Genomic DNA, 22,656 nt, shown 5'->3' on the forward strand with positions numbered 1-22,656 from the left:
GGCGCCGCCCGCCTGGCACGCCGGCATGCGCGCGCCACGGCGGCGCTGGCCCTGCTGCTCGTGCTGATGTTTCCCTTCCTGTGGCTCGTGCAGCTGGCCCTGCGGCCCGAGGCCGATATCTTCGGCGACGCGCTGTGGTTCACGCCCACCCTGGACTCCTTCGCCGGCTTGCTGCAAGGCAACTTCGCGCGCTCCTTCGGCAACAGCCTGCTGGTGAGCACGCTGTCCACCGCGCTGTCGCTGGCCATCGGCGTGCCGGCCGCCTACGCGCTGGCGCGCTGGAACTTCAAGGCCCGCTCGCAGGTGGCGCTGTGGATCCTGGTGACGCGCATGGCGCCGCCCATCGCCTTCACCATTCCCTTCTTCCTGGCCTACCGCTGGCTCGGCCTGCAGGACACGGTGCTGGGCCTGGCCATCGTCTACCTCACCTTCAACCTGGCCGTCGTCATCTGGCTGATGCAGACCTTCTTCGAGGCGGTGCCGCCGGCGCTGGAAGAAGCCGCCTACATCGACGGCTGCGGCGTGTGGCAGGCCTTCTGGCGCGTGACGCTGCCGCTGGCCGCGCCGGGCCTGGCGGCCACCGCGGTGCTGTGCTTCGTCTTCTCGTGGAACGACTTCTTCTTCGCCCTGATCCTCACGCGCACCGAGGCCGTCACCACGCCGGTGGCCATCGTCAATTTCCTGCAGTACGAAGGATGGGAATGGAGCCGCATCGCCGCCGCCGGCACGCTGGTGATGGCGCCGGCGGTGGTGTTCACGCTGGTGGTGCGCAAGTGGCTGGTGCAGGGCCTGACCGCGGGCGGGCTGAAAGACTGAGGGGCAGAAGAGACATGGCAAGCATCGAACTGCGGCAGCTGAGCAAGCGCTACGGCAAGAACCCGGTCGTGCACGGCATCGACCTGCACATCGGCGACGGCGAATTCGTCGCGCTGGTCGGCCCGTCGGGCTGCGGCAAGTCGACCCTGCTGCGCATGATCGCCGGGCTGGAGGAAACCAGCGGCGGCGAAATCCACCTGGGCGCGCGCCGCATCGACCCCATTGCGCCGCGCGACCGCGACATCGCCATGGTGTTCCAGAACTACGCGCTGTACCCGCACATGACGGTGGCTGACAACCTGGGCTTCTCGCTGCGGCTGCAGAAGGTCCGGCCCGCCGAGATCCGGGTGCGGGTGGCCGAGGTGGCGGGCATCCTGGGCCTGTCGCCCCTGCTCGAGCGCAAGCCGGGCCAGCTCTCGGGCGGGCAGCGCCAGCGCGTGGCCATGGGCCGGGCCATTTTGCGGCGGCCGCAGGCCTTCCTGTTCGACGAGCCGCTGTCCAACCTGGACGCCAAGCTGCGCGTGCAGGTGCGCACCGAGATCAAGGCGCTGCACCAGCGCCTTCGCACCACCACGGTGTACGTCACGCACGACCAGGTGGAGGCCATGACGCTGGCCGACCGCATCGTGGTGCTCAAGGACGGGCACATCGAGCAGGTGGGCACGCCGCTGGAGCTGTACGACCGGCCGGGCAATGCCTTCGTGGCCGGCTTCATCGGCTCGCCGGCGATGAACTTCATTCCGGGCCGGCTGCAGTTGGAAGGCGCACCGCATGTGCTCACCGACGACGGGCTCCGGCTGCCCCTGGCGCGTGCACCTCGCGCCGAGCAGGGCACGCGCGTGGTCTACGGCGCGCGGCCCGAGCATTTCTCGCTGGTGGGCGGCGACGACGACGAAGGCGTGGCGGCCGAAGTGCGGGTGGTGGAGCCGACCGGCTCCGACACCCAGGTGGCTGCACGCGTGGCCGGCCATGACATCGTTGCCCAGCTGCGCGAGCGCATCGGCGCACGTCCCGGCGAGCTGCTGCGGCTGCGGCCGCAAGCCGAACTGGCGCATGTCTTCGACGCGGGAAGCGGGCTGCGGCTGAACTGACGGCGCTGCCCAGGGCTTGCTCAGAGCGCCTTGACCAGCAGCACCACCCCCGACGCCACCGCGAAGAGCTGCACGAAGGAGCGCATGAAGCGCTCGTTGATCCGGTGGTGCACGTAGTGGCTGAGCAGCGCCCCGACGCCCAGCGCCGGCAGCAACTGGGCCGCGGCCAGCAGCTGCGGCTGGCGCACCTGCCCTGCGGCGAACAGGAAGATCAGCGACATCACCTGCCCCACCAGGAAGCACACGGCCAGGGTGGAGCGCATCACGGCCACCGGCTGGTGCTGGTAGACCAGCGCCAGCGGCGGGCCGCCGATGCCGGTGGCGGTCTCGGTCACGCCGGTGATGAGGCCGGCGGTGGCCAGCGCACCGCGCCCCGGCGTGAAGGCCGGCATGAACCAGGTCGCCGCCACCGCCGCGATGGTCGACAGGCCCACGAAGATGGCCAGGCTGCGCGGGCTCAGCCAGGCCAGCACCGCCAGCCCGCCGAAGGTGCCCAGCAGCCGGCCGGCGGTGATCCAGGCGCTGCCCGGCCGGTCCACCGCCCGGTGCTCGCGATGCGCGACATACATCGACAGCGGCAGCATCAATATCAGCACGCACACGGGCAGCAGTTCGGGATTGAACAGGCTGATGACCGGCGCCACCATCAGCGCGAAGCCCATGCCGGTGGAGCCCTGGATGAAGCCGCCCACGACGACGATGGCCGAGAAGAGGATCAGCTGCGTCGTGCTCACCGGCCGGCTCCTGCCGCCGCCGCGCCGGCCAGCGATTCGGCCGCCGCCAGCGCGCGCCGCTTGTGCTCGGCCGCCACCGGGTGCAGGCGCTGGATGGGCGCGCGAGCGATGGCGTCGTGCGCCGTCTGCGCCACCTGCCGCATCAGGGCACGCGCATCCCAGTCCAGCGGCCAGCCGTGCCACAGGCGCAGGCGCCCCGCCACGAAGCTGGCCGCGATCTGGTCGCGCTGCGCGAGGCGCACCAGGTCCCACACCAGGTCGACGCTGGTGCACAACTCGGGCGTGTCCACGTCGACCAGCAGGAAGTCGGCCTCCTTGCCCACCGCGATCTCGCCGATGCGCGGCGCCAGGCCGATGGCGCGCGCGCCTTCGTGCGTGGCATGGTCCAGCCAGGTCCAGCCGGCGCCGGCGGAGGTGTCGCCCACCGCCATCGAGAAGGCGAACTTCTGCGCCGCTTCGGCCGCATCCATCAGGCGGAAGGCATCGCTGCGGGTCGAATCGGTGCCCAGGCCGAAGCGGATGCCCAGTTCGGCCATCAAGTGCGCGGGCGCCACGGCATTGCCCTTCCAGGCACTGGCCACCGGGTTGTAGCTGAAGGCCGTGTCGGTGCGCTGCAGCAGCATGAGCTCCGAAGGCGTGACCAGCGTGCCGTGCGCGATCAGCACCTGCGGCCCCAGCGCGCCGACCTTGGCGAGCAGCTCCAGCGGGCGCAACCCGCGTTTGACCACCGAGCGCTCGACGGCGGCCAGGTGCTCATTCACATGGCTCTGGAAGATGGTGCCGGCCTCCGCGCACATCGCGGAGATGGCGGCCAGCATCTCGTCCGAGGCGGCCTCGGGAATGGAGATGGCCAGCGACGGGTGCACCAGCGGATCGCTCTTCCACTGCGACAGGAAGCGCTCGGCCTGCTGGCGGATGGCGCTGCGCTGCTCGGCGGTGCTCTCGTTGCCGCCGTCGTTGCAGATCATGCCCAGCACGCAGCGCAGGCCGGCCTCCGTGGTGGCGCGGGCCACGGCACCGATCTCGCCCTTGGCGCGGGTGCCGGCGTCGCACGCGGTGGTGAAGCCGCCGCGCAGCGATTCGAGCGCGGCGAGCTTGGCGCTCTGGTAGACGAACTCGTCGTTCAGGCTCGATTCGAGCGGCACCCACACCCGCCGGAAGATCTCCGACGGCTCGCCATAGGCCAGCGACTTGCCGAAGGACTGGGTGAGGTGGTGGTGCGCATCGATCATGCCGGGCATCAGCAGGTGGCCTGGCATCTCGACGGGCGTGTGCTGCGCGTGGCGCGCCTTCAGCACCGGGGCGGGGCCGACGTCCGCGAAGCGGCCGTCCTGCACCAGCACCGCATGGCCGGTGACCGGGCCGCCCCGCAGCAGCAGGTGCTCCGGTGCCAGCAGCAGCGTGCCGGCCTCGAAGGACGAGGATTGGAGTTCTCTGTTTTCAGTGGGCATTGGGGGTTCCTTGCGGCGCGGCTGCAACCGTGTTGCTGCCGCGCGCACCGCCAAGGTGGTTGAAGAGGATGTTCAGCAGCACCGCGGTCAGCGCGCCCATCGCCAGGCCGTTGCCCAGCACGGGCTGAAGTGCCTTCGGAAAGCCGCTGTAGAAGCCCGGCACCAGGATCGGCAGCAGGCCCATGGCCAGCGCGCCGGCCAGCACGAACATGTTGGAGCGCTCGTGCAGGTCGGCCTTGCGCAGCATGTCGATGCCGATGGTGCCGATGATGGCGAACACCACCATGGCCGTGCCGCCCACCACCGCCTCGGGGATGGCATTGGCCAGCCGGCCGAGCGGCGCGAACAGCGCCACCAGCACCAGGATGGCGCCGGCCGCGGCGGTGACGTAGCGCGAGCGCACCTGGGTGGCACGCACGATGCCGACGTTCTCGCCGCTGGTGATGATCATCGACGTGCCGAACAGGCCGCCGAAGAAGGACATCAGCGCGTCGCCGCGGATGGTGCGCGGCACCACGTCGCGCGGCTCGATGCGCTTGCCGACGATCTCGGCCACCGCCACGGTCTGGCCGGTGGCCTCCACCATCGAGATCACGCTGAACACCAGCAGCGGCACGGCCGCGATCAGGTCGAACTTGGGTGTGCCGAAAGGCAGCAGGCTGGGGGCGCTCCACACCGGGCCGTTGGCCACGCCGCTCACGTCCATGAAGCCCAGGGCCGCCGCGACCAGCGCGCCGGCCAGCAGGCCCAGCAGCACGCTCAACTGGCCCAGCAGGCCCTTGAAGATGCGGGCGAACAGGATGGTGAAACCGATGGTGGCCAGGGCCAGCCCGATGTGCACAGGGTCGGCGAAGCCGGGCGTGCCCGGCTTGCCGGCGATGATGCCGCCGTACACCTTCACCAAGTTGATCGACACCAGCATGAGCAGCGTGCCGATCACGATCTTGGGAAAGTACTTGAGGCAGCGCGCGAACACCGGCAGCACCACGAAATAGAACAGCGAGGTGAGGATGACCGCGCCCGAGGCGGTCTGCAGGTCGGTCTGCTGCGCGATGGTGAGGAACATCACGATCGGCGCGCCGCCCGGCACCATCACGAAGGGCAGCTTGGCGCCGAGCTTCCACGGCCCGAAAGACTGCAGCAGCGAGCCCAGGCCGCACATCAGGAAGGTGGCGCTGATCAGGTTGATGGTCACGCCCGCCGGCAGGCCCAGCGCCTTGGCCACCAGAAAGACGGAGGTGATGGGCACCGCCGCCATCACCAGTACGTGCTGCAGGCCGAACAGCAGCAGCTGCGGCAAGGGCAGCACTGCATCGACCGGCTGTGTCTCGGGAACGCTCGCCATGATTTGTCTCCTGGTTTTTTGAATTCAACCGACTGGCGTCGGATCACCCAAATCGATTTGGGTTGTGGGCCGAAAAAACCGCCTCAAAGGTCCTTCAGGCGGTGCGTTACCATTTTGGGTCACGCCCAAAACGATTTGGGTAATTCAATCATCATCCAGGGCCGGCGTCAACATGGGAAAGCGAGATCAAGGATCGGGAGGTGCCGCGGGGATGACTCAGCGCGTCACCATTGCCGACGTGGCGCGGGCCGCCGGGGTGTCGCCCACCACCGTGTCGCATTCGCTCAACGGGCGCGGCCAGGTGGATGCACGCACGCGCGAGCGGGTCGCGCAGGCCGCCGCCGCCCTGGGCTACCGCCCGAACCGGCACGCCCAGCGGCTGCGCACCGGCGAGGCGCACATGATCGTGCTGCTCTCGTCCATGCCCTTTGCCGTGGCGGGCGGCCCGTCGCGCCTGGGCTTCCTGATGGAGATCGCCGCGGTGGCCGCCGCTGCCGCCCTGGAGCGCGGCCTGGCGATGGTGCTGGCCCCGCCGCTGGAAACGGGCCATGCGCCGCTGGACCTGCTGGATGTGGACGGCGCGCTGGTCATCGAGCCTTCGGCCGACGACCCGAACCTGGAGGCGCTACGCCTGCGCGGGCTGCCGGTGGTGAGCATCGGCCGCCAGGGGGGCACCCGCGACCCGGCCCCCTTCGTGGACCTGCATTCCCGCCAGGCCACGGAGCTGCTACTGAAGCACCTGCAGGACCAGGGCGCACGTCGCATCGCGCTGGTGGTGGGCGCGGCCGAGCGCAATTCCTATGCGCAGGCGCAGGCGGCCTATGACGAGATGGTGTCCGCGCAGGGCATGCCGCGCCTGTGCCTGCGCGTGGACGAGGCGCTGGGCGAGGAAGGCGGCTTTGCCGCCGCAGCCGAGCTGCTGGCGCGCGATGCCGCCATCGACGCCTTCTGCGTGCCGGTGGACGCTTTCGCCACCGGCGTGGCGCGCTTCCTGGCGCAGGCCGGCCGCCGGGTGCCGCAGGACGTGATGCTGGCCACCCGCTACGACGGCATTCGCGCCCGCATGAGCGAGCCGCCGCTCACCGCCGTCGACCTGCACCTGGACGAGGTGGCCCACCTGGCCATCGACCTGCTGTTCGACCACCTGCGCGGCGACACCGCCCGGCGCACCGTGGCCGGGCCGGCACCGGAACTGGTGTGGCGGGCGTCGTCGCGGCGCCTGCCGTGATCGACCCGCCTACATCTCGTCGATGGGCGTGACGGTGCCCGCATCCTTTTCCAGCGAGAAGCGGTCGCGCGTGGTGACGTAGAAGCTGGCGCCAAAACGCCCGACCGGGAAATACTCCTGCAGCCGCACGCGCCAGCGCTCGGTGTCGATGAGCCCGTCGCGCGCATGCAGCCGCAGAACGCGGCCGATGAAGATCTGCCGGCTCTCGGTCTCCAGCGTCTCCCACAAATTGCATTCGAAGGCGACGGGGGCCTGGGCGATGCGCGGCGGCGCCACCTGCGTGCATGGCGCCGGCGTCAGGCCGGCGTGCGCCAGTTCGCTCATGTCCGGCGGCAGCCGTTCGCCGCATTGGTGCATCTTCGCGGCCATGGCCTCGTCGCTCAGGTGAACGACGAACTCCCGGGTTCGCACGATGTTGGCCGCGGTGTCCTTGAGCGAGCCGTCGGTCAGCCGGTTCACGCTGATCATGACGATGGGCGGCTCCTCGCCCAGCATGTTGAACATGGAGAAAGGCGCCGCGTTGACCGTGCCGTCGGGCCCGAGCGTGGTGACCAGCGCGATCGGCCGGGGCACGATCAGGCTGGCCATCAGCTTGTAGCGCTGGTATTCGGTGAGGGTGCTGAAGTCGATTTCCATGGGGTTCGCATTGTCGGCGTGATGTCGGGCGGCGCGGGCGGTCCTGCGCTCATTCCAGGTAGCGCTTTTCCCACCAGCTGAAGAGAACGTCGCGAAGCTGCGCGCCCAGGTTGGCACCGTAGAACTGCTTCAGCGCGAAGGATTCGAGCAGCTCGCATTGCGCTGCATCGAGCAGCACCGGGTGCTGGCTTTGGAGCAGGGGCACGTTGGTGAATTCCGGCCGGTAGCCCGGATCGCGGCGCAGTGCGCGATCGGCCTTGATGTCTTTCTGGCGGAACTGCGCCGGCGTGCGCTGGGTGTCCCACCTGGGCAGGGGCGGGACGGCGGCGCTGTCTTTTTCGGACGCGCTGAAGACCTGCACCTTCAGGGGCTTGAGCGAGAAGTTGCTGGTGCGCATCACGTCGGCGCCGCACACGTTGGGCACGGCCAGCACGTCCATCAGCGCCAGCAGTTCCACATGGTCGCCAGCCCTGGAGGTCTGGCGCTCGATGCGGCCGCGCTGCCCGGAGATGACGGTGTTCATGAACAGGTTGAACGAGTCGTGCACGTCGTCGGGCGTGAGCCCGTACTCGCGCTGCGCCTCCGACTGGATGTCGTGGCAGTTGGTGTGCCGGGCAAAGCCGTACACCGACTCGTACAGGTTGGCGCTGCAGCGCGGGAACATCACGTCGTTGGCACGCACCGTGTCCGCCAGGATGAACATCATGGCGCGCTCGCGCGGCGGCGCCGACCACAGGAAGTCGCCAGGCCCGGGGTTGAAGCCATGCAGGGTGCGGGTGCGCCCCACGTGCATGAATTCCTTGTAGTCGTGAAGGTTGAAGCAGTTGAAGTCGGCGCACTGGCCGCCCTCGACCTGCTCGATGCGCAAGACCTGCCCCTGCATCACTTCCAATGCCTTGCCGGTGCCCGGTTCCAGCACGTGGGTGGCCAGCAGTTCGCGCCGGTCCGACAGACCCGCGGAATCGGACTTGGCCACCGCCGCGGGCTTGGCCGAGGGCACGCCGTCCTTCCATTCGCGAAGGGCGCGTTCGGCCAGCGCCTGCAGGTCGGGCGCATCGCCCGCGGCGATGCAGCGCTGCAGAAGGTCGAGCTGCTGCGGGTTGAGACTCAGGGTGATGGTTTGGGGGCTGCTCATGCCGCTGGGCTCCTGTCATGTATACGTGATTGAGGAATCAGGTATGCAATATCCCTGCCATCGGCGAAGCGCCTCATCTTGGCGTGCGGCCATGCGACTGGCCCCATGACGCCGGCGGCTTCGCCTCAATCCGAGGCGCATTGGCTTCAATTCGGTGCACGTGAACCCATCCGGCCGCCAAACAAGCTGGCCCGCTTTTCGCATACAGCCTGGAGAAATGCTGCATACAGCCGCACAGGCCACGGAATGAACCAGGACGAACCCAGCAAATCGGAAGTCGCCTATCTGGCGCTCAAGCACGCGGTCATCGAACAGGCGCTGACGCCGGGCACCAAGCTGCCCGAAGACACGCTGGCCGCGCATCTGAACGTGAGCCGGACGCTGGTGCGCGAAGCACTGGCCCGCCTCATCGCCGAAGGTCTGGTGGACGCCGGCCGACGGCGCACGGCCACCGTGGCGCAGCCCTCGCGCGCCGAGGCGCACAACGTCTTCGAGGCGCGCGCCTGCCTGGAACGCGAGGTGGTGCGGCTGGTCATCGAGCGCTGGACGCCGTCCATGGGCGCCGCGCTGGAGGGCCACCTGCGCGACGAGGAAGATGCGGCACGCACCCAGCCGCCGGCGCTGTGCGCGCGCCTGGCCGGGGAGTTCCACATCCGCCTGGCGCAGTTGGCGGGCAACCCGGTGATCACGCGCTACCTGTCCGAACTGGTTTCGCGCTGCTCGCTGATCCTGGCCATCTACGGCAACACGCACTCGCCCCAGTGCGGCATCGACGAGCACAAGGCGCTGATCGAAGCCCTTCGGCGCCGCGACGCCAAGGCGGCGCTGCGCCTGATGGACGCGCACCTGGCAAGCATCCAGCAGCGCGCGCTGGCGCCCGAGAAGAAGCCGGTCGACGACAACCTGGGCGGCATCCTGGACCGCTACGCGGCCAGCGTTGCCGCGCCAGCCCGGCGCGCACGCAAGGTGGGCTGATCTGCCCGCCGCCCCATTCCTTTCCCTTCGCCAATCCCCTTCGCCCCATCAAGGAGTCCCCATGACGCATCAGAGCAACTGGAACCGCCGCCGCTTCCTCGGCACCACCGTCGGCTCCGCCGCCGGCAGCCTGCTGGGCAGCACTGCGCCTGCCCTGCTGGGCGCAGGCGCGGCGCATGCCGCCAAGTCCGATGTCACCGTCGGCATCGTCTACGTCGGCCCGCGCGACGATTTCGGCTGGAACCAGGCGCATGCCGTGGCCGCCCGGGCGCTCAAGTCCGTGCCGGGCGTGAAGGTGGTGGAAGAGGAGAACGTGCCCGAGACGGTGGCCGTGCGAAAGACCATCGCCGGCATGATCGAGAGCGACGGGGCGTCGCTCATCTTCGGCACCTCCTTCGGCTACTTCGATCCGTTCATGATCGAGCTGGCGAAGAAGTATCCCAAGGTGGAGTTCCGCCACCCCACCTCCCTCTGGTCGCCCGACAAGCACCCGGCCAACCTGGGCGGCTATTTCTGCTACCTGGACCAGGCGCACTACATCAACGGCATCGCCGCGGGCCTGTCGACGAAGACGAACAAGATCGGCTTCGTGGCGGCCAAGCCCATCGCGATCGTCCTGCGCAACATCAACACCTTCACGCTGGGGGTGCGGCGCGTCAATCCGAACGCGGTGGTGCAGCTGGTGATGACCGGCGACTGGTCGATGCCGGTGCGCGAGGCCGAGGCCACCAACTCGCTCGTCGCCGCCGGCGCCGACGTCATCGCCTGCCATGTCGACAGCCCGAAGGTGGTGATCGAGACGGCAGAGAAGGCCGGCGTCAAGACCTGCGGACACAACGCCTCCCAGGCCCGCCTGGCGCCCAAGGGCTTCATCACCGGCGCCGAGAACAAGTGGGAGACCGTGTACAAGTCCTTCGCCGCCGACCTGGGCGCGGGCACCAAGCTGCCCAACCGGTTCTTCGGCGGCTACGACAAGGACATGGTCCAGAGCACGCCCTTCGGCGCCGGCGCCACCGAGCAGGCACGCAACGCCGCCACCGCCGCGATGGCCGAGCTGAAGGCCGGCAAGCCGATCTGGACCGGGCCGGTCAAGAGCAACACCGGGAAGGTGGCGCTCGACAAGGGCTACGGCAACTACGACCCGGTGCTCGACAGGATGGACTTCCTGATCGAGGGGGTGGCCGGCACGCTGGGCTGAAGCCCCCGACTGCCGGCACAGCGCGCCAGGCTTGCGGCGCCGCCAGGGGGTGGCCGTCACCCCGTCTTGAAACCGTCACAAAAGCCCTTATGATTAGCACTCGTTGGGGTTGAGTGCTAACAACACCCCCTCGTCTCGCCGAACGGAACGACCCAAGCCGGGCCGTTCGGCCCCCTTTTTGTTCTTTCTTCCATTCAAGGAGATGCAATTGAAACTTCGTCCTTTGCACGATCGCGTGATCGTCAAGCGCATTGAAAGCGAAACCAAGACCGCCTCGGGCATCGTCATCCCCGACAACGCCGCCGAGAAGCCGGACCAAGGCGAAGTGCTGGCCGTGGGCCCGGGCAAGAAGAACGACAAGGGCGACATCATTGCCCTGAACGTGAAGGTCGGCGACCGCGTGCTGTTCGGCAAGTACTCGGGCCAGACCGTCAAGGTCGACGGCGACGAGCTGCTGGTCATGAAGGAAGACGACCTGTTCGCGGTGGTCGAAGCCAAGTGATTTTGCGGGACAGACCAGACGGCCGCGAAGCGGCTGGCTGCTCTGTCCTCAACTGACTAGATATTCAAATTTCCGGAGTAATTTAAATGGCAGCAAAAGACGTAGTCTTCGGCGGCGAAGCCCGCGCCCGCATGGTCGAGGGTGTCAACATCCTGGCCAACGCAGTGAAGGTCACCCTGGGTCCCAAGGGCCGCAACGTGGTGCTCGAGCGCTCCTTCGGCGCCCCCACCGTGACCAAGGACGGCGTGTCGGTCGCCAAGGAAATCGAACTCAAGGACAAGCTGCAGAACATGGGCGCCCAGCTCGTGAAGGAAGTGGCTTCCAAGACCAGCGACAACGCTGGTGACGGCACCACCACCGCCACGGTTCTGGCCCAGGCCATCGTGCGCGAAGGCTTCAAGTACGTGGCCGCCGGCATCAACCCGATGGACCTCAAGCGCGGCATCGACAAGGCTGTCGCCGCTCTGGTGGAAGAGCTGAAGAAGGCTTCGAAGGCCACCACCACCTCCAAGGAAATCGCGCAAGTCGGCTCGATCTCGGCCAACAGCGACGAAACCATCGGCAAGATCATCGCTGACGCGATGGACAAGGTCGGCAAGGAAGGCGTGATCACCGTCGAAGACGGCAAGTCGCTGGACAGCGAGCTGGACGTCGTCGAAGGCATGCAATTCGACCGCGGCTACCTGTCGCCCTACTTCATCAACAACCCCGACAAGCAGTCGGCCATCCTGGACAACCCGTTCGTCCTGCTGTTCGACAAGAAGATCAGCAACATCCGCGACCTGCTGCCCACGCTGGAGCAAGTGGCCAAGGCCGGCCGTCCGCTGCTGATCATCGCTGAAGAAGTCGAAGGCGAAGCCCTGGCGACGCTGGTGGTCAACACCATCCGCGGCATCCTGAAGGTCGTGGCCGTGAAGGCACCTGGCTTCGGCGACCGCCGCAAGGCCATGCTGGAAGACATCGCCATCCTGACGGGCGGCAAGGTCATCGCCGAAGAAGTGGGCCTGACCCTCGAGAAGGTGACGCTGGCCGACCTCGGCCAGGCCAAGCGCATCGAAGTGGGCAAGGAAAACACCATCATCATCGACGGCTCCGGCGCTGCTGCCGACATCGAAGCCCGCGTGAAGCAGATCCGCGTGCAGATCGAGGAAGCCACCAGCGACTACGACCGCGAGAAGCTGCAAGAGCGCGTGGCCAAGCTGGCCGGCGGTGTTGCCGTGATCAAGGTCGGCGCTGCCACCGAAGTCGAAATGAAGGAAAAGAAGGCGCGCGTCGAAGACGCCCTGCACGCCACCCGCGCTGCAGTGGAAGAAGGCGTCGTGGCCGGTGGCGGCGTGGCCCTGCTGCGTGCCAAGCAAGCCGTGGGCACCTCGGTCAAGGGCGACAACGCCGACCAGGACGCCGGCATCAAGCTGGTGCTCAAGGCCATCGAAGCCCCCCTGCGCGAAATCGTGAACAACGCCGGCGGCGAAGCCTCGGTGGTGGTCAACGCGGTTCTGGCCGGCAAGGGCAACTACGGCTTCAACGCTGCCAACGACACCTACGGCGACATGCTCGAGCTGGGCATCCTGGACCCGACCAAGGTGACCCGCACCGCGCTGCAGAACGCTGCTTCCGTGGCTTCGCTGCTGCTGACGACCGAAGCCATGGTCGCCGAAGCACCGAAGGACGACGCGCCGGCCGGCGGCGGCATGCCCGACATGGGCGGCATGGGTGGCATGGGCGGCATGGGCATGTAAAAGGCCTGTTGCCGACGGAAGAGCGCCTGCTCTTCCAAAAGCAATGGAACCCGCAGCTCGAAAGGGCTGCGGGTTTTTTCATTTGGCGTGCTTGACAGGCATCCGTCGCAAATAAACACTTAGTATTAACTTCAGAACCTGCGGGGGAAAGCCCGCCCAAGGAGCGAACCGCATGTCAGTGCTGACGAGGACCTTGGCCAGGACAACGCAAAACCGCTTCGTCCAGGGCTTGCTGCAGCGCAATGTCCTGCTCTCGCAGTACCTGATGGGTGTGGGCTCCGGAGGAGGCGTCCAGTCCAGCGGCGAGCACGCCATCTTCGAATACCTGCGCCGCAAGATCGAGGGCCCCTATTGCGTCTTCGACGTGGGTGCCAACAAGGGCCAGTTTCTGCAGCTGGCACTGAACGGCCTGCAAGGCACCGAACACACGATCCATTGCTTCGAGCCGGGCCACGAGACATTCATCTACCTGGAACAAGCGGCATCGGGCAGGCCCGACGTGCACCTGAACAATTTCGGCCTGGGCAAGGAGCGGGGTGAAGCCACCCTCCACTACGACGAAGCGGGTTCGGGCCTGGCGTCGCTGACCAAGCGCCGGCTGGACCACCTCAACATCGCGTTCGAGCAGGCCGAAACCGTCTCGATGACCACCATCGACGACTATTGCGCCGTCCGGGACATCGCCCGGATCCATCTCCTGAAGATCGACATCGAGGGGCACGAACTCGACGCCCTGGCAGGCGCCAGCAGGATGCTGGCCGCCCAGGCCATCGATATCGTGACCTTCGAGTTCGGCGGCTGCAACATCGACACGCGGACCTACTTCCAGGACTTCTGGTACCTGTTCAGCCAGTCGAACTTCGACCTCTTCCGCATCACGCCCCTGGGTTACTTCCACCCCTTGGAGGCCTACAGCGAACTGCACGAGCAGTTCAGGACCACCAACTTCATGGCGGTCACGCGGCGCTGAACCCCGCTGGAACTCAGTAGGTCTTGTACGGCAGGAACTTGCCCGACAAGACCACGTTGACCCGGTCGCCCTTGGGATCGGCCTCGCGCGTGATGTCCATCTTGAAGTCGATGGCGCTCATGATGCCGTCGCCGAACTCCTCATGGATCAGCTCCTTGATGGTGCTGCCGTACACGTTGACGATCTCGTACCAGCGGTAGATCAGGGGGTCGGTGGGCACGGCAGTGGGCAGCGAGCCCTTGTAGGGCACCACCTGCAGCCACTTCTGCTCGTCCTGCGAGAGGCCGAAGATCTCGCCCAGCACGGCCGCCTGCTCGGCGGTGGCGGTCATCTGGCCCAGGCACAGGGCGGTGGTCCACTCCTTCGACTGGCCCACTTTCTTTGCCACGGAATCCCAGGTGAGGCCCTGGGCGACCTTGGCGGTGATGATCTTCTCGGTGACGTCGTTGCGGTTCATCTGGCTTGGCTCCTGAGGATGAGGTGGGTCTGGAAAACGGTTCAGCGGCCGCCGGCGCGCGCGCGGGTGACCAGGAAATCGACGATGTGGTTGCGCAGCTCGTAATAACCGGGCAAGTGATGCAGCCCGGCGCGCGTGCGTTCGCGCGGCAGCGGATTGGCCACCACCTCGGCGATGCCGCCGGGCACGTAGCCGCCGGCCGTGTCGTGGCCGTTGCTCATCAGCAGGATGCGGTCGGCCAGCAGGATGGCCTCGTCCACATCGTGCGTGATCATGAACACCGTCTGCCGCGTCTCGCGCACGATGGCCATGAGCTCGTCCTGGATGGTGCCGCGCGTGAGCGCGTCCAGGGCACCGAAGGGCTCGTCCAGCAGCAGCATCTTGGGCTGGATGGCGAAGGCGCGCGCAATGCCCACGCGCTGCTTCATGCCGCCCGAGAGTTCCGACGGCTTCCTGTCGATGGCGGCGCCCAGGCCGACCATCTCGACGAAGGTGCGCACGTGCGCGTCCACCTGCGCGCGGCTCCAGTCGGGCCAGCGCGATTCCACCGCGAAGGCGATGTTGCGCCGCACCGTCAGCCACGGCATGAGCGCATGGCTCTGGAACACCACGCCGCGCTCCAGGCCGGGGCCGGCCAGCTCGCGCCCGTCCATGAACACGTGGCCTTCGCTGGCCTGGTCCAGGCCCGCCAGCACGTTGAGGATGGTGGTCTTGCCGCAGCCCGAATGGCCGATGATGCAGACGAACTCGCCGCGATCCAGCGTGAAGTTCACGCCGGCGAACACCGGCCGCTCGAGCACGAAGGACCTGGCCAGGTTCTCGACCTTCAGGAAGGCGTTGGCGACGGGCATCTGGCGCTTTCCAGTGGGTGACGATGCGGGCGCTGCCCGGCGTTGCTGGGCTTCACTCCACATAGGTCACCAGCTTCTGGAGTCGGGCAAAGAACAGGTCGAGCAGCATGCCCACCACGCCGATCACCAGGATCGCGAAGATCACGTTGGTGAGCGAGAGGTTGTTCCACTCGTTCCACACGAAGTAGCCGATGCCGGTGCCGCCCACCAGCATCTCCGCGGCCACGATCACCAGCCAGGCAATGCCCATGCTGATGCGCATGCCCGTGAGGATGGTCGGCGCCGCCGCCGGCAGGATGACGCGCAAGGCCTTGCGCAGCGGCGTCACTTCCAGCGTGCGCGCCACGTTGAGCCATTCGCGCTTGACCGATGCCACGCCGAAGGCGGTGTTGATCAGCATCGGCCACACCGAGCAGATGAAGATCACGAACACGCCCGAGACCGAACTGTCCTTGATGGTGTAGAGGGCCAGCGGCATCCAGGCCAGCGGACTGATCGGCTTGAGCACCTGGATGAAGGGGTCGAAGGCGCGCTGCAGCAGCGGGCTCATGCCGATCACGAAGCCCAGCGGCACCGCCACCACGCAGGCCAGCACAAAGCCCAGCGCCACGCGGCCCAGCGAATGCGCCAGCTGGATGGCAATGCCCTTGTCGTTGGGGCCGTTGTCGTAGAAGGGATTGGCCAGCTGCTGCGCCATGGTGGCGAAGAACTGGCCGGGCGTCGGAAAGCCGCTGCTTTTCTGCGCGCCCGGGTCCTTGCCCATCATCCTGGCGTACTCGATCTGTTCGGGCGTCATGCCGGCTGCGGTGCCGCCCGCACCGCCGGCCGGCAAGGTGGCCGCATACCAGATGCCGACCAGCAGCGCGAGCAGCAAGGCCGAGACCAGGGCCGCCTTGAGGTTCAGGAGTTTCATTGGCCCCGCACCCTCAAGCCGCGGCCGACTTCTGGATGGCAAAGCCCTGCAGGTACTCCTCGGGCCTCGACGGGTCGAAGTCCTTGCCCATCACCTTGAACCTGCGATAGGCGCCTTCCGGCGGCTTGAAGCCCACCTGCGACATGTACTTCTTCGCATCGGTGATCAGGAACACCTGCTCGGCAATCTGCCGGTAGTTGATGTCGCCCTTGATGTAGCCCCAGCGCTTCATCTGCGTGAGCATCCACACCGCCATGCTCTGCCACGGCATCGGGTCGAAGTTGGCGCGGTCGGGCACGTTGCGGATGTTGCCCAGGCCATCGGCGAACTTGCCGGTGAGCACCTGTTCGAGCACCGCCTCCGGCTGGTTGAGGTACTGCGTCGGCGCAATCACCTTGGCGATCAGCGAACGGTCCTTCGGCAGGCTGGCCATGTAGCTGGCCGTCAGGATCGCGCGGTACAGCGCCGCATAGGTGTTCGGGTTCTCCTTGATGAAGGACTCGGGCAGGCCGAAGGCGCAGCAGGGGTGGCCGTCCCAGATCTCCTTCGACAGGATGTGGATGAAGCCGACCTCGTCGTACACGGCGCGCTGGTTGAACGGATCGGGGCCGAGGAAGCCGTCGATGTTGCCGGCGCGCAGGTTGGCCACCATCTCCGGCGGCGGCGTCACGCGGATCTGCACGTCGGTGTCGGGGTTCACGCCGTGCTCGGCCAGGTAGTAGCGCAGCAGGAAGTTGTGCATGCTGTACTCGAAAGGCACGGCGAACTTGAAGCCCTTCCACTGCTTCGGGTCGCGCTTGTCCTTGTGCTTGAGGTGCAGCGTGATCGCCTGGCCGTTGGTGTTCTGGATGCTCGCCACCTTCATCGGCGCCTGGTTGGAGCCCAGCCCCATCGAGATGGCCAGCGGCATGGGCGAGAGGAAGTGCGTCGCGTCGTATTCCTTGTTGAGGATCTTGTCGCGGATGAGCGCCCAGCCGGCCGTCTTGTTCAGCTGCACGCTCAGCCCTTCCTTGCGGTAGAAGCCCAGCGGGTCGGCCATGATCAGGGGGCTCGCGCAGGTGATGGCGATGAAGCCGATCTTGAGCTCCTTCTTCTCCAGCGGGCCGCGATCCTGCGCCATCGCCTGCAGCGCACCCACCGGGAGAAGCGACGCAATGGCGGCACGCGCCGTGTTGGCGCCCACGGCCTTGAGGAACCGGCGCCGTACGCTGTCCTGCGGAAAGATCGCCTTGACCAGCGAAGCCTCGATGAAGTCGTTCGACAGTTCGTCCTGGCTCTGCATGCGCGTTGCCGCGTCGTGCTCCGACGGCGCATGGTCCTGTCCGCAGGCGCAGCGCATGAGCAGCGGGCGGTCCGCGTCATAAGCGTCGTAGGTGGCCTGCGTGGAGGCTTGCACTGGGGCGTCGGATGGCAGCTTGGACATGGGGCACCTGGTTGAAGCGATGCCCTGCCGTTCGCAAGCCCCGGGCCAAACCGGCGCCTTGCGCCCCCGCAACGCGAAAATCGCGCCGCCTGCGTGGACGCCTTGTAGTGCCAGCCCTACAAATCAGCCGCCACGCGCATGCCGCTCGGCGTACAGGGCCAGTTCGACGTCGTTCTTGGTGCCGGTCTTTTCCAGGATTCGTGCCCGGTAAGTGCTGACCGTGTTGGGCGCGAGCTGCAGGCGCGCACCAATTTCGCTCACGTTGTGCCCCGTGGTGAGCAGGCGAAAGACCTGGTGCTCCCGGTGGGACAGCGCCTCGTGCCCGACGCCGGCGGAGGCCGACCCGACCGCGCTGGCCAGCGCCTCGGCCGTGGCGGGCGTGACATAGCGCCCGCCGGACGCCACCTTGCGCACCGCGGCGATCATGTCGTCGGGGTCTGCACCCTTGTTGAGATAGCCCGCCGCGCCGAGCTTGATGCAGCGCACCGCGTACTGGCGCTCCGGGTAGGTGCTGAGCATCAGAACCGGCAACCGAGGCCAGTCCTTGCGCAGCTGCTGCAGCACATCCAGCCCATCGCCATCCGGCATGGCAATGTCCAGCAGCACCACATGCAGGGCCGGGGGTCCGCCATGCGCGCGCACCACGGCCAGCGCCTCGGAACCGGAAATGGCTTCCGCGCAGACTTCGATCTCGGCGGCGTCGGCCAGCACCTGCTTGAGGCCCTCGCGGACGATGCGATGGTCGTCGGCCAGCAAAACCCGGATGGTGTCAGGCATGGCTTGGCGCAAATGGCAGGTTCAATTCGAAAACGGAGCCTGCGCCCGGCTGGCTGGCGATGCGGATGCGGCCGCCCAGGTGGCGTGCACGTTCGCGCATGCCCATCACGCCATAGGCCGTGGGCGCCTCGAAGGCTTCGGGCGGCGCGCCGCGGCCATCGTCGCCCACCGACAGGCGCAGCGCCTGGGCATCGGTGGCGATGCGGATCTGCACGCGCCGCGCCTGCGCATGCCGGCCCACGTTCGAGAGCATCTCCTGGAAGATGCGGAACACCGCCATGGCGGCCGGCTCGGGCAGTTCGGGGGCTTCGGGCGAAAGTTGCATGTCCCAGTCCAGCGCCAGTTCGGCCGACTGCACGAAGTCCTGTGCCTGCCATTCCAGTGCGGCCCACAGGCCCTGGTGATCGAGGATGCTGGGACGCAGGTCGGTGATGATGCGGCCGACGTTGTCCACCGCGTTCTCGATCAGGCGGCTCATGTTGCGGCACTTGCAGCGCATGCGCTCGCGCATGTCCTGGGCCGCCGCCGGGTCTCGCGCCTGCTGTTCGCCCAGGCGCTTGTCCAGCCAGTTCACATCCATCTTCAGGGCCACCAGCAGGCTGCCCAGTTCGTCATGGACCTCGCGCGCGATGCGGGTGCGCTCGTCCTCGCGGACCGATTCGGAATAGGCCGACAGCTCGCGCAGCTGCACCAGCGCGGCGGACAGCTCGCCGGTGCGCTCGGCCACCCGCAGCTCCAGCTCGTCCTTGGCTTTTTGCAGCGCCTGCGCCGCCCGCTTGCGCTCGGTGATGTCCAGAAAGGTGATGACCGCGCCGCGCACCCGGGCGCCATCGAGGATGGGATGGCTGGAGTACTCTACCGCGAAGGGCGTGCCCTCGCGCCGCCAGAACACCTCCGTGTCGATGCGGCATGCCAGCCCCTGGCGGAACGCATTGAAGATGGGGCAATCGGTGTCGAGGTAGGGACGCCCGTCCGCATGCGAATGGTGCGTGAGCTCGTGCATGTTGCGGCCCAGCACCTCCGCCGGCGCCCAGCCGAGCATGCGCGCCCCGGCCCGGTTGATGAACATGCAGTGCCCGTCCAGGTCGATGCCGAAGATGCCCTCCCCGGTGGATTCGAGCAGCAGGCCGAGCTGGCGCTGCCACAGCGGGTCAGCGGCGGCTGGCATGGGATCGAGGATCGCCGGGTGCATGCCGCGGGCGCATGCAACCCTCGTGCCCGCGCAGTGCCCCGGGGCGCTAGCGGCTTCCGGCGAAGCGCGATTCCGCCTGCCGCCGGAACTCGGTGGGCGTCATGCCCTTGATTTCCAGGAAGCGCCGGTTGAAGTTGGCCACGTTGTTGAAGCCCACCTGGTAGCAGATGTCGGTGACCAGATGGTCGGTCTGCATCAGCAGGTGGCAGGCGCTGTTGATGCGCACATGGTTGACGAAGTCGGTGAAGCTGTTGCCCGTGGAGCGCCGGAAAAAGCGCGAGAAGCGGCTTTCGCTCATGCCCAGTTCCCTGGCCACGTCCGACATGCTGATGGGCTCGCCCACGTTGTCGATGATGCGGTTGACCACGCCGTTGATCTGGTCCACCTGCGCGTCCCCCTCGGCACCCTGCATCTGCACGGTGGAAAGCAACCGGTAGTCGTTGCACTGCGCCAGGTCGGCCAGGAACTCGCAGAACAGGCCGAAGCGGCGCAGGCCGCGCGCCGCCTTGACCTTGTCCCAGTGCGCGCGCGCCACCTGCGACATGCCGAAGAACTCGATGCCGTGGCCGGCGCGCGCGAGCAATTGCATGACCTCGCGCAGTTCGGGAATGTCCTGTGCCGCCCGCTCGAAGGGCTCGTGCATGAACTGGATCACCAGGTCGCGCTCTTCGACCCCCTGCGGCGGCACGTCGAAGGACACCCAGTTGTGCGGCAGGCGGGGGCCGCACAGCACCAGGTGCCCGGGCTGGAACGGACCGATCCAGTCGCCGATGAAGGCCTTGCCTTTGGTGGCGGTGATCAGGTGAAGCTCGTACTCGTCATGGAAATGCCAGCGCGCCAGCGGCGTGGGGTAGCCGTGCATCAGGCAGCGCACCAGACCTGCCTGGTCGGGCGCCTCGTAGCCGAGCGCCGGCGACCGGTTGAAGTCCTGTTCCAGTTCCGGGCGGCGCTGGCGCGGCGCGGCGGCTTGACGCGGATGGGCTGAATTCATCCCTTTGGACTCCTTCGATTCACCGGCAGTCTACAGATCGAAGTTGCTGGGCATCAACACCACGTCTCGAATGGTCATGCCGCGTGGCCGCGTGAGCATGAAGCGGATGACCTCCGCCACCTCGCTCGCCTCCATCAGGCTGCCCGACGCCTTCGCCTCCTGCAGCTTCTCCGGCGGCCAGTCGGCCAGCAGCGCGCTGACGACGGGCCCGGGAGACACGGAGCCGACCCGGATGCCGTGCCGGAAGACCTGCCGGCGAACGGTTTGCACAAAGCAGTTGATCGCCCATTTGGACGCCGCGTACACGGGCTCCCACGGCGTCGGGAAATGCGCTGCCAGCGAACTGGTCACGACGATGTCGCCCGTTTTCCGCCCGATCATGTGCGGGAGCACGTCGTGCACGTTCTTCATGACGACGTTGATGTTGAGGTTCAGCATGCGGTCGATCGCCGCGGTGTCCGCGTCGACCAGGTCCCCGCCGACATAGAGGCCGGCATTGGCATGCAGGATGTCGATCTGCCCCGCCAGCGCCAGCGCGCGCGGCACCAGGGCGGCGCAGGCAGCGGGGTCCAGCAGGTCGATGACCAGCGGCATGGCGCAGGCGCCGCGTGCGGCGCAGACCGCTTGCAGCGCACGCGCGTCGCGATCGACCAGCACCACGCGGCTGCCGGCAGCCAGCAGGGCATCGGTGGTGGCCAAGCCGATGCCCGACGCCGCACCGGTGACGACGGCGACCTTGCCGCCCAGCTCATCGGCCATGGCAATCGCTCCTCGTGAAGAAGGCGGGGATGGCGTTCACGGGCCCGCCTTGATTCGCGCCACGCGGGCCGAGGCTGCGCGGACGGCGGCCACCAGCCGTGCGTTGCCGGCCAGGTCGCCCCAGAGGCCTGCATTCGCGCACAGCGCCTCGACCGGATCGCCGGCTTCGCAGATGGCGTGCGCCACCGACAGGTCCATGGCCTGGTCCTGGTAGTCGTACGCCAGCTGCCCACGATGCCAACGCTGCAGGAAGGCCAGGAACAGCGCCGGCAGCACGGCCACGGCGTCGATGGGCTGGCCCGCCGCCAGCCGCTCGCGCACCGTGGGCGCGATGAAGCCGGGTATCTTGGAGAAGCCGTCCATGGCCACGCGCTGGTTGGTGTCGCGCACCGCCTCGTTGCCAAAGCGCTCCAGCACCACATCGCGGTAGTTCGGCAGGTCGACCGGGCTGGGCGCGCCGGGCCGGTCCAGGCAGGGAATGACGTCGTCGGTGATGTAGTCGAAGGCCAGCTGCCGGATGGCCGGCGCGCGCGCGCCTTCGTGGATGAATTGCATGCCCGCCAGCGTGCCGGCCCAGGCAATGCAGCTGTGGCTGCCGTTGAGGATGCGGATCTTGGCTTCTTCGTAGGGCGCGACCGAATCGACCATCTGCACGCCCACGCGCTCCCATGCAGGGCGGCCGTTGGCAAAGTCGTCCTCGATCACCCACTGGATGAAGCTCTCGCCGCCCACCGGGGCCGCATCGTCCCAGCCCGTGGCCTGGCGCACGCGATCGCGCAGTTCCGGCGGCGGGCGCGGCGTGATGCGGTCCACCATGGCATTGGGGCAGCGGGTATGCGCTTGCGTCCAGGCCAGCAGCGGCGCATCGGCCACCAGTTCGAGAAACGCACGCAGCATGACTCGGAAGCGCTCGCCGTTGTGCCGCAGGTTGTCGCAGTTGAGCAGCGTGACCGGGCCAGCACCAGCCATCATGCGGGCGCGCAGCATCGCGGCGATGGCGCCGAAGATGGTGGCCCCGGCTTCGCCGCGCCGCAGCTTCTGCACATCGGCCAGCACATCGGGCGCGCGGGTGTCGAGCCCGCCAGCCGGATCGAGGTAGTAGCCCGCCTCGGTGACGGTGAAGGAAATGATGCGCGTCGAGGCTTGCGCCGCCACCTCGATGGCCGGAGCCAGCGTCGCGTCGAAGGGCAGCACGCGGCGGATGGCCTCGATGCGCTGGTAGCGGTATTCGCCCGCCGGCGACACGGTTTCCAGCGTATAGGCCCCGCCCTGCCCTTGCAGCGCGGCCAGGACCTCCGCCATCTCCGGCCGGATGTTGGTGCCGACAACGGACCAGCGCGTGTCGCCGGCGTCGATCAAGGCCTGCAGGTAGGCCGCCTGGTGCGCGCGGTGAAAGGAGCCGAGGCCCAGGTGCAGCATCACCGATTCGGATGCAGCCGAATAGGACATGGGAGTTCCAGGAAAAGAAGTGGG

At 67.6% G+C, this 22,656-nt stretch carries 22 protein-coding genes; 8 read left to right on the plus strand and 14 right to left on the minus strand.

Going from position 1 to position 22,656, the window contains the following annotated elements; genetic code table 11:
* Nucleotides 1-12: 12 nt before the first annotated feature.
* Both VSO01S_RS17705 and VSO01S_RS17710 read left to right on the plus strand, forming a co-directional pair.
* Entirely contained in the window at nucleotides 13-816 is an 804-nt protein-coding gene (locus tag VSO01S_RS17705) for a carbohydrate ABC transporter permease (protein ID WP_153305300.1), read from the plus strand.
* A 14-nt stretch (nucleotides 817-830) separates the two neighbouring features.
* Nucleotides 831-1,907, plus strand: coding sequence for an ABC transporter ATP-binding protein (locus tag VSO01S_RS17710; protein WP_068644135.1), 1,077 nt, complete (start codon nucleotides 831-833; stop codon nucleotides 1,905-1,907).
* A 20-nt stretch (nucleotides 1,908-1,927) separates the two neighbouring features.
* Here VSO01S_RS17710 and VSO01S_RS17715 read toward each other — a convergent pair whose 3' ends face one another.
* Genes VSO01S_RS17715 through VSO01S_RS17725 form a run of 3 tightly spaced genes read right to left on the minus strand, consistent with a single transcriptional unit; the run spans nucleotide 1,928 to nucleotide 5,437 of the window.
* Entirely contained in the window at nucleotides 1,928-2,641 is a 714-nt protein-coding gene (locus tag VSO01S_RS17715) for a sulfite exporter TauE/SafE family protein (RefSeq protein ID WP_068644136.1), read from the minus strand.
* A complete protein-coding gene (locus VSO01S_RS17720) occupies nucleotides 2,638-4,092 on the minus strand; it encodes an amidohydrolase family protein (protein ID WP_068644137.1) in 1,455 nt (484 codons plus the stop codon). Before VSO01S_RS17720 ends, VSO01S_RS17715 begins: the two co-directional genes overlap by 4 nt.
* Entirely contained in the window at nucleotides 4,082-5,437 is a 1,356-nt protein-coding gene (locus VSO01S_RS17725) for a uracil-xanthine permease family protein (protein ID WP_068644138.1), read from the minus strand. The genes VSO01S_RS17720 and VSO01S_RS17725 overlap by 11 nt, the downstream gene beginning before the upstream one ends.
* Before the next feature lie 211 nt (nucleotides 5,438-5,648).
* Here VSO01S_RS17725 and VSO01S_RS17730 point away from each other — a divergent pair, with 211 nt between their 5' ends.
* On the plus strand, nucleotides 5,649-6,665 hold the full coding sequence (locus tag VSO01S_RS17730) for a LacI family DNA-binding transcriptional regulator (RefSeq protein WP_084241946.1): 1,017 nt from the start codon (nucleotides 5,649-5,651) through the stop codon (nucleotides 6,663-6,665).
* Nucleotides 6,666-6,674: 9 nt separating this feature from the next.
* Here VSO01S_RS17730 and VSO01S_RS17735 read toward each other — a convergent pair whose 3' ends face one another.
* Entirely contained in the window at nucleotides 6,675-7,301 is a 627-nt protein-coding gene (locus tag VSO01S_RS17735; RefSeq protein ID WP_068644140.1) for a flavin reductase family protein, read from the minus strand.
* Between the two features lie 49 nt (nucleotides 7,302-7,350).
* On the minus strand, nucleotides 7,351-8,436 hold the full coding sequence (locus VSO01S_RS17740; protein WP_068644141.1) for a DUF1989 domain-containing protein: 1,086 nt from the start codon (nucleotides 8,434-8,436) through the stop codon (nucleotides 7,351-7,353).
* A 246-nt stretch (nucleotides 8,437-8,682) separates the two neighbouring features.
* On the opposite strand from VSO01S_RS17740, the gene VSO01S_RS17745 reads away from it, so the two are divergent.
* The 5 genes from VSO01S_RS17745 (at nucleotide 8,683) to VSO01S_RS17765 (ending at nucleotide 13,820) form a co-directional block, all read left to right on the plus strand.
* Nucleotides 8,683-9,411, plus strand: a complete 729-nt coding sequence (locus tag VSO01S_RS17745; protein WP_068644142.1) for a GntR family transcriptional regulator — start codon at nucleotides 8,683-8,685, stop codon at nucleotides 9,409-9,411.
* 61 nt (nucleotides 9,412-9,472) lie between these two features.
* Complete coding sequence (locus VSO01S_RS17750; RefSeq protein ID WP_068644143.1) at nucleotides 9,473-10,609, plus strand: BMP family ABC transporter substrate-binding protein; 1,137 nt, start codon at nucleotides 9,473-9,475, stop codon at nucleotides 10,607-10,609.
* Between the two features lie 208 nt (nucleotides 10,610-10,817).
* Nucleotides 10,818-11,111 carry a co-chaperone GroES gene (groES, locus tag VSO01S_RS17755; RefSeq protein WP_068644144.1) on the plus strand — a complete coding sequence of 98 codons (294 nt, stop codon included), beginning with the start codon at nucleotides 10,818-10,820 and terminating at the stop codon, nucleotides 11,109-11,111.
* 86 nt (nucleotides 11,112-11,197) lie between these two features.
* Nucleotides 11,198-12,850 carry a chaperonin GroEL gene (groL, locus tag VSO01S_RS17760; protein WP_068644145.1) on the plus strand — a complete coding sequence of 551 codons (1,653 nt, stop codon included), beginning with the start codon at nucleotides 11,198-11,200 and terminating at the stop codon, nucleotides 12,848-12,850.
* A gap of 172 nt (nucleotides 12,851-13,022) precedes the next feature.
* Nucleotides 13,023-13,820 (plus strand): FkbM family methyltransferase, encoded by a 798-nt coding sequence (locus VSO01S_RS17765; protein ID WP_084241947.1) that lies wholly within the window; start codon nucleotides 13,023-13,025, stop codon nucleotides 13,818-13,820.
* Nucleotides 13,821-13,833: 13 nt separating this feature from the next.
* On the opposite strand, the gene cynS is transcribed toward VSO01S_RS17765, so the two are convergent.
* From cynS to dalD, 9 genes are all read right to left on the minus strand, one after another.
* Nucleotides 13,834-14,277, minus strand: a complete 444-nt coding sequence (gene cynS / locus VSO01S_RS17770; RefSeq protein ID WP_068644146.1) for a cyanase — start codon at nucleotides 14,275-14,277, stop codon at nucleotides 13,834-13,836.
* Between the two features lie 41 nt (nucleotides 14,278-14,318).
* Entirely contained in the window at nucleotides 14,319-15,191 is an 873-nt protein-coding gene (locus tag VSO01S_RS17775) for an ABC transporter ATP-binding protein (protein WP_068644147.1), read from the minus strand.
* Entirely contained in the window at nucleotides 15,181-16,041 is an 861-nt protein-coding gene (ntrB, locus tag VSO01S_RS17780; protein ID WP_068644148.1) for a nitrate ABC transporter permease, read from the minus strand. The genes VSO01S_RS17775 and ntrB overlap by 11 nt, the downstream gene beginning before the upstream one ends.
* A 13-nt stretch (nucleotides 16,042-16,054) precedes the next feature.
* The gene (locus tag VSO01S_RS17785) at nucleotides 16,055-17,464 is read right to left on the minus strand and encodes a CmpA/NrtA family ABC transporter substrate-binding protein (protein ID WP_068644149.1); all 1,410 of its coding nucleotides are present in this window, start codon (nucleotides 17,462-17,464) and stop codon (nucleotides 16,055-16,057) included.
* 123 nt (nucleotides 17,465-17,587) lie between these two features.
* Nucleotides 17,588-18,241 (minus strand): response regulator, encoded by a 654-nt coding sequence (locus VSO01S_RS17790; protein WP_068644150.1) that lies wholly within the window; start codon nucleotides 18,239-18,241, stop codon nucleotides 17,588-17,590.
* A complete protein-coding gene (locus VSO01S_RS17795) occupies nucleotides 18,234-19,409 on the minus strand; it encodes a sensor histidine kinase (RefSeq protein ID WP_373282906.1) in 1,176 nt (391 codons plus the stop codon). Before VSO01S_RS17795 ends, VSO01S_RS17790 begins: the two co-directional genes overlap by 8 nt.
* 70 nt (nucleotides 19,410-19,479) lie before the next feature.
* On the minus strand, nucleotides 19,480-20,424 hold the full coding sequence (locus VSO01S_RS17800; protein WP_068644152.1) for an AraC family transcriptional regulator: 945 nt from the start codon (nucleotides 20,422-20,424) through the stop codon (nucleotides 19,480-19,482).
* Between the two features lie 30 nt (nucleotides 20,425-20,454).
* On the minus strand, nucleotides 20,455-21,183 hold the full coding sequence (locus VSO01S_RS17805; RefSeq protein ID WP_068644153.1) for an SDR family oxidoreductase: 729 nt from the start codon (nucleotides 21,181-21,183) through the stop codon (nucleotides 20,455-20,457).
* 36 nt (nucleotides 21,184-21,219) lie between these two features.
* On the minus strand, nucleotides 21,220-22,602 hold the full coding sequence (dalD, locus tag VSO01S_RS17810) for a D-arabinitol 4-dehydrogenase (RefSeq protein WP_068644161.1): 1,383 nt from the start codon (nucleotides 22,600-22,602) through the stop codon (nucleotides 21,220-21,222).
* Nucleotides 22,603-22,656 lie beyond the last annotated feature (54 nt).

Source organism: Variovorax soli NBRC 106424, from assembly GCF_001591385.1.
GTDB classification, from domain to species: Bacteria; Pseudomonadota; Gammaproteobacteria; order Burkholderiales; family Burkholderiaceae_C; genus Variovorax; species Variovorax soli.